The organism is Austwickia sp. TVS 96-490-7B, assembly GCF_019331795.1.
In the GTDB taxonomy this organism is placed as follows: domain Bacteria; phylum Actinomycetota; class Actinomycetes; order Actinomycetales; family Dermatophilaceae; genus Austwickia.
On the sequence record NZ_JAHPZL010000008.1, the window covers coordinates 1 to 15,430 of the forward strand.

The 15,430-nt window shown below is 62.0% G+C and carries 11 protein-coding genes; 10 read left to right on the forward strand and 1 reads right to left on the reverse strand.

Features of this window, described 5'->3' with window-relative positions; genetic code table 11:
* The 8 genes from KEM60_RS10605 to KEM60_RS10640 form a co-directional block, all read left to right on the forward strand.
* On the forward strand, nucleotides 1-635 hold a 635-nt coding region (locus KEM60_RS10605; protein WP_219107596.1), incomplete at its 5' end, for an NUDIX hydrolase.
* 4 nt (nucleotides 636-639) lie between these two features.
* Nucleotides 640-1,074 carry a YchJ family metal-binding protein gene (locus KEM60_RS10610; protein ID WP_219107597.1) on the forward strand — a complete coding sequence of 145 codons (435 nt, stop codon included), beginning with the start codon at nucleotides 640-642 and terminating at the stop codon, nucleotides 1,072-1,074.
* A gap of 166 nt (nucleotides 1,075-1,240) precedes the next feature.
* On the forward strand, nucleotides 1,241-3,259 hold the full coding sequence (locus tag KEM60_RS10615) for a PhoX family phosphatase (protein WP_219107598.1): 2,019 nt from the start codon (nucleotides 1,241-1,243) through the stop codon (nucleotides 3,257-3,259).
* Nucleotides 3,260-3,411: 152 nt separating this feature from the next.
* On the forward strand, nucleotides 3,412-5,223 hold the full coding sequence (gene aspS, locus KEM60_RS10620; protein ID WP_219107599.1) for an aspartate--tRNA ligase: 1,812 nt from the start codon (nucleotides 3,412-3,414) through the stop codon (nucleotides 5,221-5,223).
* Nucleotides 5,224-5,282: 59 nt separating this feature from the next.
* Nucleotides 5,283-5,906 (forward strand): HAD family hydrolase, encoded by a 624-nt coding sequence (locus KEM60_RS10625; RefSeq protein WP_219107600.1) that lies wholly within the window; start codon nucleotides 5,283-5,285, stop codon nucleotides 5,904-5,906.
* Between the two features lie 125 nt (nucleotides 5,907-6,031).
* Nucleotides 6,032-7,429, forward strand: coding sequence for a hypothetical protein (locus tag KEM60_RS10630; protein ID WP_219107601.1), 1,398 nt, complete (start codon nucleotides 6,032-6,034; stop codon nucleotides 7,427-7,429).
* Between the two features lie 72 nt (nucleotides 7,430-7,501).
* A complete protein-coding gene (locus KEM60_RS10635) occupies nucleotides 7,502-8,968 on the forward strand; it encodes a hypothetical protein (RefSeq protein WP_219107602.1) in 1,467 nt (488 codons plus the stop codon).
* A gap of 38 nt (nucleotides 8,969-9,006) precedes the next feature.
* Nucleotides 9,007-10,236 carry a DUF480 domain-containing protein gene (locus KEM60_RS10640; RefSeq protein WP_255574520.1) on the forward strand — a complete coding sequence of 410 codons (1,230 nt, stop codon included), beginning with the start codon at nucleotides 9,007-9,009 and terminating at the stop codon, nucleotides 10,234-10,236.
* A gap of 52 nt (nucleotides 10,237-10,288) precedes the next feature.
* Here the strand turns inward: KEM60_RS10640 and KEM60_RS10645 are convergent, their stop codons facing one another.
* Nucleotides 10,289-12,499 (reverse strand): MMPL family transporter, encoded by a 2,211-nt coding sequence (locus KEM60_RS10645; protein ID WP_255574521.1) that lies wholly within the window; start codon nucleotides 12,497-12,499, stop codon nucleotides 10,289-10,291.
* A gap of 160 nt (nucleotides 12,500-12,659) precedes the next feature.
* Here KEM60_RS10645 and KEM60_RS10650 point away from each other — a divergent pair, with 160 nt between their 5' ends.
* Both KEM60_RS10650 and KEM60_RS10655 read left to right on the forward strand, forming a co-directional pair.
* Nucleotides 12,660-14,072: a replication-associated recombination protein A gene (locus KEM60_RS10650; RefSeq protein WP_370626356.1), complete on the forward strand. Its 1,413-nt coding sequence runs from the start codon at nucleotides 12,660-12,662 to the stop codon at nucleotides 14,070-14,072.
* A gap of 367 nt (nucleotides 14,073-14,439) precedes the next feature.
* Nucleotides 14,440-15,429 carry an ABC transporter permease gene (locus KEM60_RS10655; protein ID WP_219107603.1) on the forward strand — a complete coding sequence of 330 codons (990 nt, stop codon included), beginning with the start codon at nucleotides 14,440-14,442 and terminating at the stop codon, nucleotides 15,427-15,429.
* Nucleotide 15,430: the final 1 nt, after the last annotated feature.

Consider the following 15,430-nt stretch of genomic DNA (forward strand, 5'->3'; position numbering starts at 1 on the left):
ACGAATTCGTCGCCCAGCCCGTCCGAGCCTCCGAAGTGGCCTTCCGCGGCGCCATCTGGGATGTCCGTCGAGACCGGGTTGACCTCGGCGAAGCTGGAGAAGTCACCCGCGAATACATCGAACATCCGGGCGCTGTCGCAGTGGTGGCACTGCGCCAACACCAGGGGCGCGACGAACTCATCCTCATCAAGCAATACCGCCATCCCGTCAAAGCCACCGAATGGGAACTGCCAGCGGGTCTCCTGGATGTCGCGGGGGAGGCCCCGCACCGAGCCGCTGAGCGGGAACTGGCGGAGGAAGTAGACCTCCATGCCGACCGCTGGCATCACCTCACCGATGTGTTTCCCTCTCCCGGAGGGCTCGGCGAGGCAATCCGGGTCTACCTCGCCCGCGACCTGCATGATGTGCCTCCAGAACAGCGGCATCAGCGAGACGGCGAAGAGCTCGGGATGCCGCTGGCCTGGATCGATCTGGATGACGCTGTGACCGCAGTGCTCTCCGGCCGGCTCACGAATGCTCTCGCGCAACTCGGGGTCTTAGCTACCGCCGCCGCCCGTGACCGGCATTGGCAGACGCTGCGACCTGTCGACATTCCGTTCCATGCGCACCCGGCGTACCGGCAAGATACGGAATGACACCATGGTGAGCGGGGCCAGTTTCGGGGACATCCTTAGCACCAATCGCATCTGTCCGTGTGGAGGATGGCCAGCACCGGGGACGACGTACGGCGAGTGCTGCGGTGCCCTGCATGACGGGAGTCGGCGAGCCCTCACCGCTGAGGCGTTGATGCGTTCCCGGTATAGCGCTTTCGCGGTCGGTGATCCGGCCTACCTGTTACGGACCTGGCATGCCCGTACCCGCCCTGAAGATCTCCATCTCGACCCAGAGCATCAGTGGGTCGGCTTAGAGATCCTGGCGAGCGAGGACGGCCAAGCGCATCACCAGGTGGGTACGGTCACCTATCGGGCGCATTCTCGAGGTCGGGATGGCCAGGAACGCGCGATGACTGAGCGCAGCCGTTTTATGCGACGCGCGGGGAAGTGGGTTTATGTCGACGGTGACATGATCGACTGACCTGGACATATCAGGATTAATCACCATTCATTCGTTGTTACCGACCGTTCATTCAGGAGACACGTCGTCGTTGCCCAAGGGACACGGTGACTTACCGACGATGGCAGTGGCCCCAGCGTGGTGAGGCTCTCGTCGGCCACGCGCCCCTCTGCCCGAAGGACGCGATATGTCTCCGATTCCGCTTCCCTACCCCAGCCACGCACACCCAGGTGGACGGTCGCGGTCCACCTGTCGATACCGGTGTGGTGACGCCTGCAGCCAGGACATTTCCAACACAGGGGACAATCCTCGCTTCACGGATATCGCCGCAGCCGCGATGAGTCGCCGAGGATTTTTGCGCTCTAGTGCTCTAGCCACCGCCAGTATCGGGCTGGCGAGCACTGCTGGGACCCGTATCGCTGTCGCTGCGCCTCACCCAGCTGGTGAGGACTCCGTGGCCGCCGAGGATGCTAGGCAGTGCGGACTCTTCGGTTTCACGGCGATTTCCGCGCAACCAGCGGGACGTGACGCGGTGGTGGTCCCCACCGGATGGCGTTGGTCACCTCTGATGACGTGGGGAGATCCCGTTGTCGCTGGGGCACCCCGATTCGATTTTGACCGTCAGAGCAGCGCCGCCCAAGAAAAACAATTCGGTTACGGCAACGACTTTGTGGCCCTGCTACGGCAGGGACGCCACGATGCCATCCTCGTCGTCAACCACGAATACACCAACGACGAACTGATGTTTCGTGGGATCACCTCATCGAAGGACCTCAGCCAGGAACAGCTGCGCATCATCATGGCCGCCCACGGCATGTCGGTAGTCGACGTACGACGGCGCAACTCCCGTGCACCTTGGGAAGCCGTGCCCACTGGGCGTCGTAACCGACGAGTCACGGCGACGACCCCCTGCCAGTTGACCGGGCCAGCGGCTGGGGACCCGCTGCTGCGTACCCGGGCCGACCCCACCGGACGGCGGGTTTTGGGAACCCTCAACAACTGCTCCGGCGGAGTCACCCCCTGGGGGACAGTCCTCTCCGGTGAGGAGAACTTCAACCAGTACTTCACCGCAGATCGTGCCCCTGCCGATGCGAAACCACTCCTTGAGCGGTATGGCATCACTTCCTCAGGCCGAGGATGGGAACGTGTCGACCCCCGCTTCGATATCGGCGCGGAACCCCACGAACCCCACCGGTTTGGCTGGGTCGTGGAGATCGACCCCCATGACCCGCGCTCCTCGCCGCGCAAACACACCGCCTTGGGCCGGGTCAAACACGAAGGTGCCACTGTCGCCGTAGACCTCGACGGCACTGTCGTGGTCTACACCGGCGACGACGAACGATTTGAGTACCTTTACAAGTTCGTCTCCCACCGCTCTCTACGTCGAGGATGGTCGCCCTCGGCGAGATCCCACAACGCCCGCATCCTCGAATCAGGAGACCTCTACGTCGCCGCCTTCACCGGGGAGAACGCCCGTGACGGACACCACAGCGGCACCGGACGATGGATCCCGCTCGTGCGTGACGGCCGATCCTGCATCCCCGACATGACTGTCCCAGAGGTGTTGATCTTCACCAGAGCTGCCGCGGACCGAGTGGGGGCCACCAAAATGGACCGGCCCGAGGACGTCGAACCCAGCCCCGTTACCGGGCGGGTCTACATGGTGTGCACCAACAACACTCGTCGTACCCCCGCCCAAGTCGACGCTGCCAACCCGCGACCCGCCAACAAACACGGACACATCATCGAAATCACTCCAGACCGCTTCAAGCACCGCAGCGACACCTTCACCTGGGATATCGTCCTGCTCGCCGGGGATCCCACCGACCCGGACACCTCCTTCGCAGGCGTCGACCCCCGACTCGTCACCCCCATCTCCTGCCCGGACAACATCACCTTCGACTCGCGTGGCAACCTGTGGATCGCCACCGATGGGCAACCTTCCACCCTCGGGCACTGCGACGGGCTCTACATGATGCCCGTCGAGGGGCCAACCCGCGGACAACTCCGCCAGTTCCTTTCCGTTCCGGTCGGCGCCGAAACCTGCGGCCCCGTCATCTCCTTCGACGACCGCACCGTCTTGGTGGCCGTCCAACATCCCGGCGAGATCGACGGAGCCAGCCCGCAGGCCCCCGCCAGCCTTTTTCCTTATACCGGTGTCCGCCAGCCTCGCCCCGCCGTCATCCAAGTGCACCGGGATCGCTGACCTCCACCGCGCGTCCCGGACGGTCACGCCGATGACCGGACGAATAAGGCGTTGTCGGCATCCAGCCACAACGCCGTACAGTGGTGGGCGCATCCGTTGTCGTGCCCCGTTCCCGCACCGTCTATGCAGGGGACATACGAAAGGAAGAGCGCATGCTGCGCACCCACACCGCAGGATCACTACGGGCCGAGCATGTCGGCCTGACCGTCACCCTCACCGGCTGGGTCGCCAGCCGCCGCGACCATGGGGGAGTGGAATTCATTGACCTGCGGGATGCCAGCGGAGTCGTCCAAGTCGTCGCCCGGGACGAGGTGCTCACCGGCGCTGCCCACGGTCTGCGCAACGAATACTGCGTCAAGATCACCGGTGACGTCACCCTGCGCGGCGCCGAAAACATCAACTCCGACCTGCCCACCGGCCAGGTCGAAGTCGTTGCCGCAGACATTGAGGTCCTCTCCGAAGCAGCGCCTCTGCCCTTCCAGATCGACGAGCGCACCACCGTCGGTGAAGAAGCCCGCCTGCGCCACCGCTACCTCGACCTGCGTCGCCCCGGCATCCACAACGCCGGGCATGCGATCCGGCTGCGCTCCAAGGTTTCCCAGGCCGCGCGCCGAGTCCTCGATGCCCGCGACTTCGTCGAGATCGAAACGCCGACGCTGACCCGCTCCACGCCCGAAGGCGCCCGTGACTTCCTGGTGCCCGCGCGACTGTCGCCGGGTAGCTGGTATGCCCTCCCGCAGTCCCCACAGCTCTTCAAACAGTTGTTGATGGTCGCGGGCATGGAGCGTTACTACCAAATCGCCCGGTGCTACCGCGACGAGGACTTCCGCGCCGACCGGCAGCCCGAGTTCACCCAGCTCGACATCGAAATGAGCTTCGTGACCGAGGACGACGTCATCGAGGTCGGCGAAGCCATCGTCCGAGAAATCTGGAAACTCATCGGGGTGGACCTGCCGACGCCGTTCCCCCGGATGGCGTACGCCGAAGCGATGGCGCGCTTCGGGAGCGACAAGCCGGACCTGCGGTTTGGACAGGAACTCGTCGACTGCACGGAACTGTTCAAAGACACCAGCTTCCGGGTGTTCCAAGCCGAGTACGTCGGCGCCGTCGTCATGCCCGGTGGCGGCAGCCAGCCACGGCGCCAATTCGACGCCTGGCAAGAATGGGCTAAGCAGCGCGGCGCTAAAGGCCTGGCGTACATCACCGTCGGTGAAGACGGCACCTTGGCCGGACCGGTCGCCAAGAACCTCTCCGAAGCTGAACTCGCAGCGCTACCAGCGCACACCGGAGCCCAGCCCGGGGACTGCATCTTCTTCGCCGCCGGTGCCACCAAACCCAGTCGCGCTCTCCTCGGCGCTGCCCGGTTGGAGATCGGCAAACGCTGTGGCCTGATCGACGAAGACGCCTGGAGTTTCCTCTGGGTCAACGACGCACCCCTCTTCGAGCCCACCTCTGAAGCCGTCGCAGCCGGTGACGTCGCCGTTGGCGCAGGAGCCTGGACAGCAGTGCACCACGCGTTCACTTCACCCAAAGCCGAATACCTCGACACCTTCGACACTGACCCCGGACCAGCGCTCGCCTACGCCTACGACATGGTCTGCAACGGCAACGAGATCGGTGGAGGATCTATCCGTATCCACCGACGGGACGTCCAGGAGCGCGTCTTCACGGTGATGGGATTGAGCGAAGAACAAGCCCAAGAGAAATTCGGATTCTTGCTCGACGCCTTCGCGTACGGCGCCCCGCCGCATGGTGGAGTCGCTTTCGGTTGGGACCGCATCGTCATGCTCCTCGGAGGCTACGACTCGATCCGCGACGTCATCGCCTTCCCCAAATCTGGTGGCGGATTCGACCCACTCACTGAGGCGCCCGCACCGATCACCCCAGAACAGCGCAAGGAAGCAGGGGTCGACGCGAAACCGGCGCCCGCTAAGGACGCTGTCATCGAGGGCTCTCAGGCCTGAGAATGCGACATCGGCTGCGGGGCCCCGGACGTGGGGCCCCGCCGCCGATCGTGACAACTATGACCACAGGCCACGACCGGATCACCCGTCCCGCCGCCGTACTCGTTGATGCCGACGGTGTCATCCAATTCCCCCCTACCGACTGGCAGGAACAACTCCACGCGCTGGGCGGGCCTCAATTTGTCACCGACTGCTTCGAGGTGGAGCAGCGCTCCCTGAGAGGGGACGGCGATTTTCGCGCGCACCTGGAGGACTACCTCCGTCAACATCAGCTCAGTTGCACTGTCGACGATGTCCTCGCGCCCTGGTTAACCATTCGGCCTGACCCGGAGGCACTCCACATCGTCGTACAGGTCAGAGAGCAGGGCACCCCGTGCTACCTGGCCACGAATCAACAGGCTGTGCGAGCTGCTCATATGCGCGCCACCCTCCGCTATGAGGATGTCCTGGATGGATGCTTCTACAGCTATGAGCTGGGTGTGGCCAAACCCGACCCCGAATACTTCCGGCGCATCGCAGCCCGTCTCGCATTGCGAGCAGAAGAACTGTTATTTGTGGATGACCGACCTGACAATGTCGCTGCTGCTCGAGCGGTCGGACTTGCGGCTGAGGTGATCCCTCCGCAGGGCCATCTCGCTTCTCTTCGAGAGATTTTCACGGCGTACGGTCTGCTCGGGGTGTGACGTGCATTACCAGGGCATCCTCTATCGAGACAGCTGCGCTGCGGGATGAACGAGATAGACCGTGATCTCGACGAGGGTGGGCTGCTCTAGGATCTCCTGGAATCACAGATTTTGGGGGGATGATCATGAAGAGAAGACGCGCGATGTGGTCGGCGGTTACCGCCGCCATGATGGGCCTCACCCTTGGCGTGTCGGGCTGCCATCTCAACGCGGGGACAGATGCGGCGAAAGAATTCACAGAGCATTTCACCCAAAAATTTCCCCATGACATCGAAAAGGCTGAGACGTCAGGGGATAACACTCTTCCCGGAGCGGGGGCTCTTAAGGCGGGAATCATCGCCAAACCGGAAGCCAGTGACGAGGCCCTGGAAGCAATCCAGAGAGAGTTTGAACAATACGTCCCGACGGTCTCAGTAAGCTACACTCGGACTGGACTATGGTCCAACGGAGTGGTGGTCTGCCCCAATGATGGGCCCCAAGAACAAGCCAAAGAGTTACGTCGACGGCTCCGTGCCGCCCACCGGCAGTTTCAAGGGCGGCTGACATGCTATGGACCAGCACAGTCGGGATATGCCTATAGCGGAACAGCGCAGATGTTTGGAGCCGACACGACCACCTTCCATGAAGTCGCTCCTTCCGGAATAGACATCAACCTCATTCCTGCCAAGGAAGTCGATGGTAGCTTCACCACTAACGGACAGTGGGGCACCATCCCGGCCACCGTAGGCGCAACCCTGGAAAAGATCGATGAGTCAGCGGTCATGCGTCAGATCGAAATCTACGGACCTCTCTTGAAGGTGCTGGTGGAACCCCAGGGGCTGGGATCACTGCGCACGGCAGCGGCAGCTACGGCCGGCCCGGCTCTCAAGGTCGTGATTGGGCACTGGATCAGGCCGAAATCCCAAGCCGATTCCATCCTGGCGCTCGCTGGCGCCGCCGACCGCATGCACGAGGTCGGCGGCGTTAGATGGGTCAGCGTGGACTCAGAGACAATTAAGTTTACTGCGACCTCTCGCACAGCGATGCTGCAGGGACTTCGCGTCGGAGTCCAGATCCCACTGGGGAAAGACGCAGTGAGAGTCATAGGCCAGCTGGGTTCCTGCTATCCACAATCTCTGTACCGTGATTGTTCAACCCACGACACGAACGATGGGATCGCCGTGAACGCCGCCACCGTTGACGCTGGGATCACCATTTATCGGAGAATCCGTGACCTGCCGACTGTCACCCAAGTCGACATGCGCGACACAAGATTCCAGGATGTCCCCGCTGGAGCCACTGTATCTGTCACAGATCCTGTCGTGAAAGGCATCAGCGCGAAGATCACTACCAGCGGATCATTTATCGACCTCGTTCGATCGCTCAAACCACGTGTCCCCACGGGAGTGAAGCTTACCTTGACGAACAAGGACAAACAGTGCAGATTCCGCGCTGAACCTAGTTTAACGAAATTTGACTATTGCGATCACGATATCGATCAGCGAGAACTGATGGCGGCCTGGGACGCGGCCCCTTCGTCGTGATCAGGTGCCATTTCAGCGCTGGAGCGGCGTCCTTCCCCTCCATGCGGTGGCCTGACTTTCTATGCTGCTCGCATGAACTGGTCGGCCCATTCCCGCGCCATAGCCGCAGGTGTCGTCACCGCTGACCCCCCTATCTCAGACCGTGCTCTTCAACGATGGTGTCACCTGGGTGGCCTGGCATCAGCGATGATTCTGCTGCCCTTCACGGTGCGGCATGGATTATTTCGGGATGAGGCGGCGACGATCTACGCGGCGACCACTTCCTGGAATCAGTTCGTGGCTTTGTTCAGCCACAATGATGCCGTCTTTGCTGGGTACTACTCCCTCGCTCGGGGGGTCGCGGCTCTCTCACCTGATCCGTTGATCGGATTACGGCTGCTCTCGGTACTCGCTTTCGGAGTGACCGTGGCGCTGAGCTCATCGATCGGTCAGTACGTCGGCGGGGCTGGTGGGGCGCTGGCGGCCGGAATCCTGGTCGCTACCAACCCGATGATGATCCATCAAAGTATGGAGGCTCGACCGTACGCGCTGGTAGCGGCGTGTCTCGTTGCTGCAGTCAATCTGATGTTGCGGCGGCGGGCGGTGCGTGCCGCCGCAACACTCGCGGCAGCGGCAATAGTGCTTCATGTGTTTGCCGCGCTGGTGGTTGGGGTCCTCGCGATCGCTGGGTGGCTGTCGATGCGTCGACGACAGCGACCTCTGCCGCGCGGGTCATGGCCTGCGGCGATACTTCTGACAGCCGTGGTGGCTGCCCTGGCCATCGTGAGTGCACCGCAACGCACCAGACAGGTTCCGTGGATCGAGCCACCTCGCGGCTGGGCGATCCTGGATGATGTCTTGGCACCAGCAGGCGGACTCTGGGTCCCCTCAGGGGGATGGGCTTGGGCCGCTGTGGCCGTCGATCTGCTCATCGCGGCAGGCGTCGGCATAGTGCTCCAGCGAGGGCATCGGGATCGGGGTCAGTATCTGGCCGTCCTGTCCTGGCTGCTGGTGCCAGCGGCGGTCCTGACTCTCGTGAGTATGCGCACGCCAGTCTTCAACGCCCGTTACGTGATTGGTTCAGTGCCAGCAGTAGGGGTCCTCGCTGCATTATGTGTCGCCGACCTGCCCTCGCAGATCGCCAGGGCGGGGATCGCAGTGGTAGCTGGGTTGTCAGGAGTGGTAGGAGTGGGCGCGTTGTCGGCGCCGATCCACCAGGATGGTTTCGAAGAAGCACAAAGCTACCTCCAGGCGACTCGCCACGACGGAGATGTCCTGGCCACGCCTAGCCATTTCTTGAGCACCGCTTTTGATCTACGGGCAGTGGACATGCCGCGATATCCGCAAGCCGATCCAGCGGGTCTGGACGAATGGTCTCTGGATAACAACGCGGTGCCGGACCAAGCGCAGCGGGTCAGGTTGGTGTTGTTGAACCGGGAGCATGCCCGCACCGGGCACAGCGACCTCGAGACAGTTTTGGCAGCACGTGGTTTTGTACGAGAGCACCGACAGGACTGCGTGAAGGTGATCATCATCGACTATCGACGTACTCCGCAGTGAGCCACAACGGACGGATCCCGGGCAGGTAGATTCAGGGCATGTCGCACGTACCGGTGGACCTCGGCGAACCACTCGACGCGATGCAGCAACGCATCTTGGGTTGTTTGATGGAGAAACAGATCACGGTGCCCGCCAGTTATCCCCTCACGCTGAACGCATTGCGCACCGCCTGTAATCAGACTTCCAGCCGAGACCCCGTCACGACGTACGAGAGTGCAGACCTGGAGCGGTGCACGCGTGACCTCAAACATCGTGAACTGCTGCGAGTTGTGGTCGCGGACCGGGGACAACGCACCTTGAAATATCATCAGCGACTTGATGAGCGGCTCGGACTGAACGATCCCGGACGTGCCTTACTGACCGTGCTGCTGCTCCGTGGGCCGCAAACCGCAGGTGAACTGCGCACCCGCAGTGAACGGTTGCATCAGTTCCCTGACCGGGCTGTGGTCGAGGACGCCTTGCATGAATTGCGTGACCGTGGGCTCGTGTGCGAGTTGGCGCGACGTCCCGGACAGCATGATTCCCGATGGGTGCATACCTTGGGGCCGGTCGACGCATGGGGGCACGATGATGGAGCATCATCGACTGCGCATATCGACCGTGAGATGGTCCTCGCTGCAGGCCACGACGCCAGGGACGCCAAGGTTCGGACGTCGTACGACGCCGCCGCTGCTGCCTACGCCGACGGGCAAGCACATGATCTGACGGGAAGACCTTTTGATGCCTGGTTATTGAGTCGCCTCGCCGATGAAGTGGGTGTCGGTCCGGTCGCGGACGTGGGTTGCGGAGTCGGAAAGGTGGCCGGTTTCCTGGCCAGCCAAGGGGTGCAGGTCAGCGGATATGACCTCTCGCCGGCGATGATTGAGCAGGCTCAGCGGCGTTTCCCCGACGTACCCTTCGCGGTGGGGGATTTACGGCGCCTGCTGCGCCCCTCGACCGCTGCAGGGTGGGCGGCGGTCACATCCTGGTATTCCCTGGTCTATCTCGCACCCTCAGAATTACCCGCCGCGCTCCAGGCTCTCGCGAGAGTGGTACAGCCTGGCGGCCTGCTGTTGTTGGCGGTGCACGCTGGCACAGAGGTGCACCACGAGAGTGAACTGGCTGGTGTCTTGGTCGACCTGGATCTGGTCTTGCACGACCCGGTGGTGTTCCGGGGGACCGTCGAAGCTGCTGGATTGCAGGTGGTGGAGTGGTATCTGCGGGGCCCGGTAGACGATGAATATCCGAGTGACCGGTTGTATGTCCTCGCCCGGGTAGCCCACACCTGACATGGGGGAGTGGATGGCCCAGAATAGTCAGTCACCTGGGCCATCCACGACGTCAGTGCGTGATGCCGTGCCGTTCATACCAGCGGCGCATCGGCGCGGGAGCCCACCAGTTCCACCGGCCTAAGAGATGCATCGTCGCTGGCACCAACAGCATCCGCACCAAGGTGGCATCCAACACCACGGAGACAGCGAGGCCAATGCCGATTTGTTTGACGATCAGCATTTTCGCGATCCCCAAACCGGCCAGAACGATGAGGATTAACAATGCCGCCGACGTGATGATCCGCCCGGAGCGTTGCACACCTAATTCCACGGCGCGGGCATCGTCGTACCCCTGTTCATGCAATTCCACCACCCGTGACAGCAGGAACAACTCGTAGTCCATTGCCAAGCCAAACCCAAAGGCCAACATGATCACTGGTGTCACTGATTCGACTCCACCAGCCGAGGTGAAACCCAACATGCTTTCCAGATGTCCCCCCTGGAAAATCCAGGTCAGGATGCCGAGACTGGCGCCCAGCGATAGGACGTTAAACAACAAGGCTTTGATGGGTAAAGCCAACGACCCGGTCATCAAGAACATCAGGATGATCGTCGCTAACGCCACGATGCCAGCAGCCAACGGTGCCCGCGATTCGATGGCCTCGAGATAGTCGAGAAGTCGGGCGTCTCCACCGGAGACCCAGGTCTGGTACGCCGGCCGGTGCGCACGTAACTCTTCGACAAGGCGACGACCTTGACCGTTGTCAACGTTGGCGTCCTTGGCGCGTACCCCCAAAGCGACATGCTGGTCGTCGACCCGCCGTACCGGATCGATACTGGTGACGCCGGGAAGCTTCGCCACAGTTTCGGCGCCGTACGCGGTCAGCTGCTCCGGGGTGGCGCGAGCCAAGACGACCGCTGTGGGTTCGAGGACCAGCGGGTAATCCCGTCCCAGCGCATCAAAGAATTGTCGCTGGGTGTTTTCTGCGGGCAACAGGTCAGAACTGGAAGAAACCTGCCGCATCGACATCAACGGCCAAGCCGCAGCCAGCAGCACTGCGGTCGTCACCACGACAACCGCGATGAACGACTTCCCCACAGCGCGGGCAAGGCGAGCGAACATCCCGTCGTCGGGGGAGTCATCGGTACGACGACGCACTAAGCGCCGCCCGCCGAGCATGCACAGGGCGGGCACTAACGTCAATGCCACTACCAAAGCGACCAGGACAACGGTGACCCCAGCCAGTCCTACCGCGCGGATGACCGGAGCGGGAAAAACGGTCAACCCAGCTAAGGAGATGGCGACAATCACCGCGGAGAACAACACGGTGCGTCCAGCGGTGGCGACGGTATGTGCAGCGGCTTCAACGAGATGGTCATGGTCAATGTCGTCATGCGCCACGTCCGGGGCGATCCGCCGGATTTCCTCCCGATAACGGCTGACGATTAACAGCCCGTAGTCGATACACAAAGCCAACCCAAGGAGAGTGGTGATGTTGACGACGGTGGCGTCCAGCTCAGTGACATAAGAGAAACCCCACAGACTGGCCAATCCACCAGCGATCGCAGCGAGCGCGCCGATAATAGGGATACCTGCGGCGAGGAAACCGCCGAAGACAAAGACCATCACGACCAGGGATAGCGGGAGGGCCAACCCCTCACCGATGGCGAGGTCACGTTGGATTTGGGCGGTGATGTCATGCAGGAAGGTCACGCTGCCGCCGAGGGAGACCTGCGCGGCCGGGATTGAGCTGAACGCGGTTTTGGTGGTGTTTTCCAGGTCGCGGGCGATGTCCATCCGGCGGCTTTGGGGCAGATCGTCCTTGATCGTGGCGACGATGAGGAAGGAGTCCTCCCGGTTCTGCGCGAACAGAGCGGCTGTCTGGGGTGTTTTCGCGGCTTGCGGCGCCAGGAAGGGTGAGCGCACCAGGTGGACGTCGGGGGTGGCGGCGAGTTTCTGTTGGAGATCTTTGCCGGCAGTCAGGACGGCGGGGTCTTGGGCGCGAACGCCGTCGACGCGAAGCAGGATGGACGGGCCGGCATCTGGCGCATGAGCGAGGATGTCGGCCGCGTCGTGAGATTCGCTGGGGACGAAGGGTTCTGCTTGATGGAGTCGTGTGAAGAGGGAGGGTGTACCAAAGGCCCCGGTGGCTCCGCCGTAGCAGAGCGCAGCGATGATCAGCCAGGCGATGACGACGATGCGGGCCCGGCGGGCCATGACTGCTCCGAATCGGTGCAGCAATGGTGTTCGGGCAGGTCGAGGCGGATGTGTGACGCTCACGTGACCACTGTCTCATCTGCACGGAAAGGCCGTGACATCGGTGGGCTGGATGGTGATCACGTGGCTATGCCGTAGTGGTGGATCAGAGCTGATATGCCGGTGACGCAGACCTTCTGGTGGGGCAGGTCGTCCTTGCGGCAGGCCCTGCGAGACTGGACCTGTGGACTCTGTCGATCTGTTCTCTGACACGCCTCCTCCGGAGACGAATTCGTTCGGCGATAGCTCAGGTGCCGGGGTGCGGCCGTTGGCGGTTCGGATGCGGCCGAGGAATGTGAACGAGGTCAGAGGCCAATCATCGGTGTTGCGTCCCGGTAGCCCACTGCGGCGGCTCATTGAGGGGCACGGGGGGGCTGCCGGTCCGCTCAGTGCCATCCTGTGGGGCCCTCCCGGGACCGGTAAAACCACATTGGCGCATCTGGTTGCTCAAGCGGCGGGCCGTGAGTTCGTCGAGTTATCTGCGGTCACTGCCGGGGTGAAGGACGTGCGTGCCGTGATGGAGGCAGCACGTCGTACCCGCAGTTTGCACGGTCGTCAGACCGTGTTGTTCCTCGATGAAATCCACCGGTTCAGCAAAGCCCAACAAGACGCTTTGCTGCCTGGGGTGGAAGATCGCACCGTCTTGCTGGTGGCGGCGACCACGGAGAACCCGTCGTTTTCGGTGATTGCCCCCTTGTTGTCTCGGTCGATGCTGATCCGGTTGGAGTCCTTGACCGATGAGCAAGTCGGCGAAGTGATTGATGCGGCCCTGACGGATGATCGAGGTCTGTCCGGGGCGTTCGTGGTGGAACCACAGGCTCGGGACCATCTGGTGCGGATGGCAGGTGGAGACGCCCGGCGGGCGCTGACGTCATTGGAGGCAGCTGCCGGGGTTGCGATGGATGCGATGCCGGGTGGGCGGGGTCTTCCTGACCGGGAGAACCCTGTCATCGTGACTGTCGAGCAGGTCGAGCAAGCGGTGGCTCAGGCCGTGGTGCGGTATGACCGGGCCGGTGATCAGCATTACGACGTGGCAAGCGCATTTATTAAGTCCATGCGCGGGTCCGACGTAGATGCGGCGTTGCACTATTTGGCGCGGATGCTGGAGGCAGGGGAGGATCCGCGTTTCATTGCACGTCGCATTGTGATCTCGGCGAGCGAGGAGATCGCTATGGCCGATCCGACTGCGCTGCAGACGGCGGTCGCAGCGATGCACGCTGTCGCGCAGATTGGGATGCCGGAGGCGCGACTGGTGTTAGCGCAGGCAGTGGTGCACAACTGTTTGGCTCCGAAATCTAATGCGGTGTATCTCGCTGTGGATGCGGCGCTCGCTGATGTTCGAGCCGGCCGTGGTGGTGCCGTGCCGGTCCATCTGCGTGATGGGGGATATGGCGGTGCGGCGCGGCTGGGTCATGGGGTGGGGTATGTCTATGCCCATGACGAGGTGGATTCGGTGGCTGCCCAGCAGTATTTGCCGGATGATCTGGTCGGGGTTGCGGATTATTACCGACCGAAAGATCGCGGTTTTGAGGGGCGACTGGTGGAGCGGTGGGCGTGGTTACGGCGGAGGCTGTCCGGGGGGACGCGGAGTCATTGATCGGAGCGCACTCCAGGTGTGACGTGTGTGGCTTATGGTGCTGCTGTTATCACATCAGCACCAGCTTCTGGGTGCGTTGACTGCTCCTTTTTATTCCGAGATTCAGGGTGATCAGCCGTTTCCTCAAAACAGTTGACAGGTAAGCTCGGCAAACCCTGCGATTCGCACTCGAGTGTCAGCGTGTCGGTGCTAGCTTTTCGATCCAGTAGGTCATGCAAGGTCCTCGGGGGGTCGTGACGGTCACGGCCCCCCTCGGACGCTGATCCGACACCGTCGTCGACTCCTCCGGGTCCAGGAAACGTCCTGCCAGGTCGGCGACACCGCCCGCACGACAGCGCGACACGAGACGGGGTCCGAGGACGACACCATGATTAAGTACATCCTCCGGCGGTTGGCGAATTATGTCGTGATGATCTTCGTCGCGACCTCGATCGCCTATTTCGCCGCTGTGAATTTCATGAGGCCGGAGAACAGGCTGCTAGAGCGCACTCCTCGGCCTACGTTTGAACAGGTGAAGGCCCAGTTACGGGCCAACGGGTTGGATCCCGAACTCAGTGCGACACAGAGGTACCTTGACTGGCTCAAGGGGGTGGTCCTGCACTTCGACTGGGGGATGGGGCCGGATGGCAGCAGAATCAATGATGAGTTCTTCATGCGAGCGTTGATCTCTGGTCGTCTAGTACTCCTGGCTACATTGCTTTCTATCGTGCTAGGCATCTCGCTGGGCGTTTTCGCAGCCTCCCGGCAGTACAAGTTGTCCGACCGAGTGGTCACTACCCTGAGCTATATCATTAGCTGCATCCCTGCTCCGGTGACCTATCTCATGGTGCAGATGACTGGGATCGGCCTCAATGAACGTAGCGGTGGAACTGTTGTTTACGTCACTGGCATGCGATCGCCGATTCCCCCGGAAGGGACCGGTGCGCACATGGTGGATGAGCTGCAACACCTCATTCTGCCAACCATCGCATTAACGATTGTTGGATATGTCAGCTATCAGATGTTGCAACGCACGCTTCTTTTGGACAACATCAATGCAGATTACGTCCGCACTGCTCGAGCTAAGGGGCTAACCAAATCCCAAGCTGTGCGTAAACATGCACTGCGCACATCATTTATCCCTGTCGCCCAATCAATTGCCTTTCAGATTCCGCTAATCTTCACTGGCACGTTTATCATCGAAACCGTCTTCGCCTGGCAAGGGCTGGGGCGTTACACCCTGGACGCAATCACGATGACACAAAGCGTCAATGCCGCCGTCGCAGGAGTGGCCTTTGGCGGAGTCATGTTTGCCATTGGTGCGATCCTGGCCGACTTGTCTGTCGCCGTAGTCGACCCGCGAGTGAGGGTGAGCTGAC

Bases quoted from the DNA above. Each gene is read 5' to 3' on its own strand.
- KEM60_RS10610 (WP_219107597.1), top strand. From the start codon at position 640: ATGGTGAGCGGGGCCAGTTTCGGGGACATCCTTAGCACCAATCGCATC.
- KEM60_RS10615 (WP_219107598.1), top strand. From the start codon at position 1,241: ATGTCTCCGATTCCGCTTCCCTACCCCAGCCACGCACACCCAGGTGGA.
- KEM60_RS10635 (WP_219107602.1), top strand. From the start codon at position 7,502: ATGAACTGGTCGGCCCATTCCCGCGCCATAGCCGCAGGTGTCGTCACC.
- KEM60_RS10630 (WP_219107601.1), top strand. From the start codon at position 6,032: ATGAAGAGAAGACGCGCGATGTGGTCGGCGGTTACCGCCGCCATGATG.
- aspS (WP_219107599.1), top strand. From the start codon at position 3,412: ATGCTGCGCACCCACACCGCAGGATCACTACGGGCCGAGCATGTCGGC.
- KEM60_RS10640 (WP_255574520.1), top strand. From the start codon at position 9,007: ATGTCGCACGTACCGGTGGACCTCGGCGAACCACTCGACGCGATGCAG.
- KEM60_RS10655 (WP_219107603.1), top strand. From the start codon at position 14,440: ATGATTAAGTACATCCTCCGGCGGTTGGCGAATTATGTCGTGATGATC.
- KEM60_RS10625 (WP_219107600.1), top strand. From the start codon at position 5,283: ATGACCACAGGCCACGACCGGATCACCCGTCCCGCCGCCGTACTCGTT.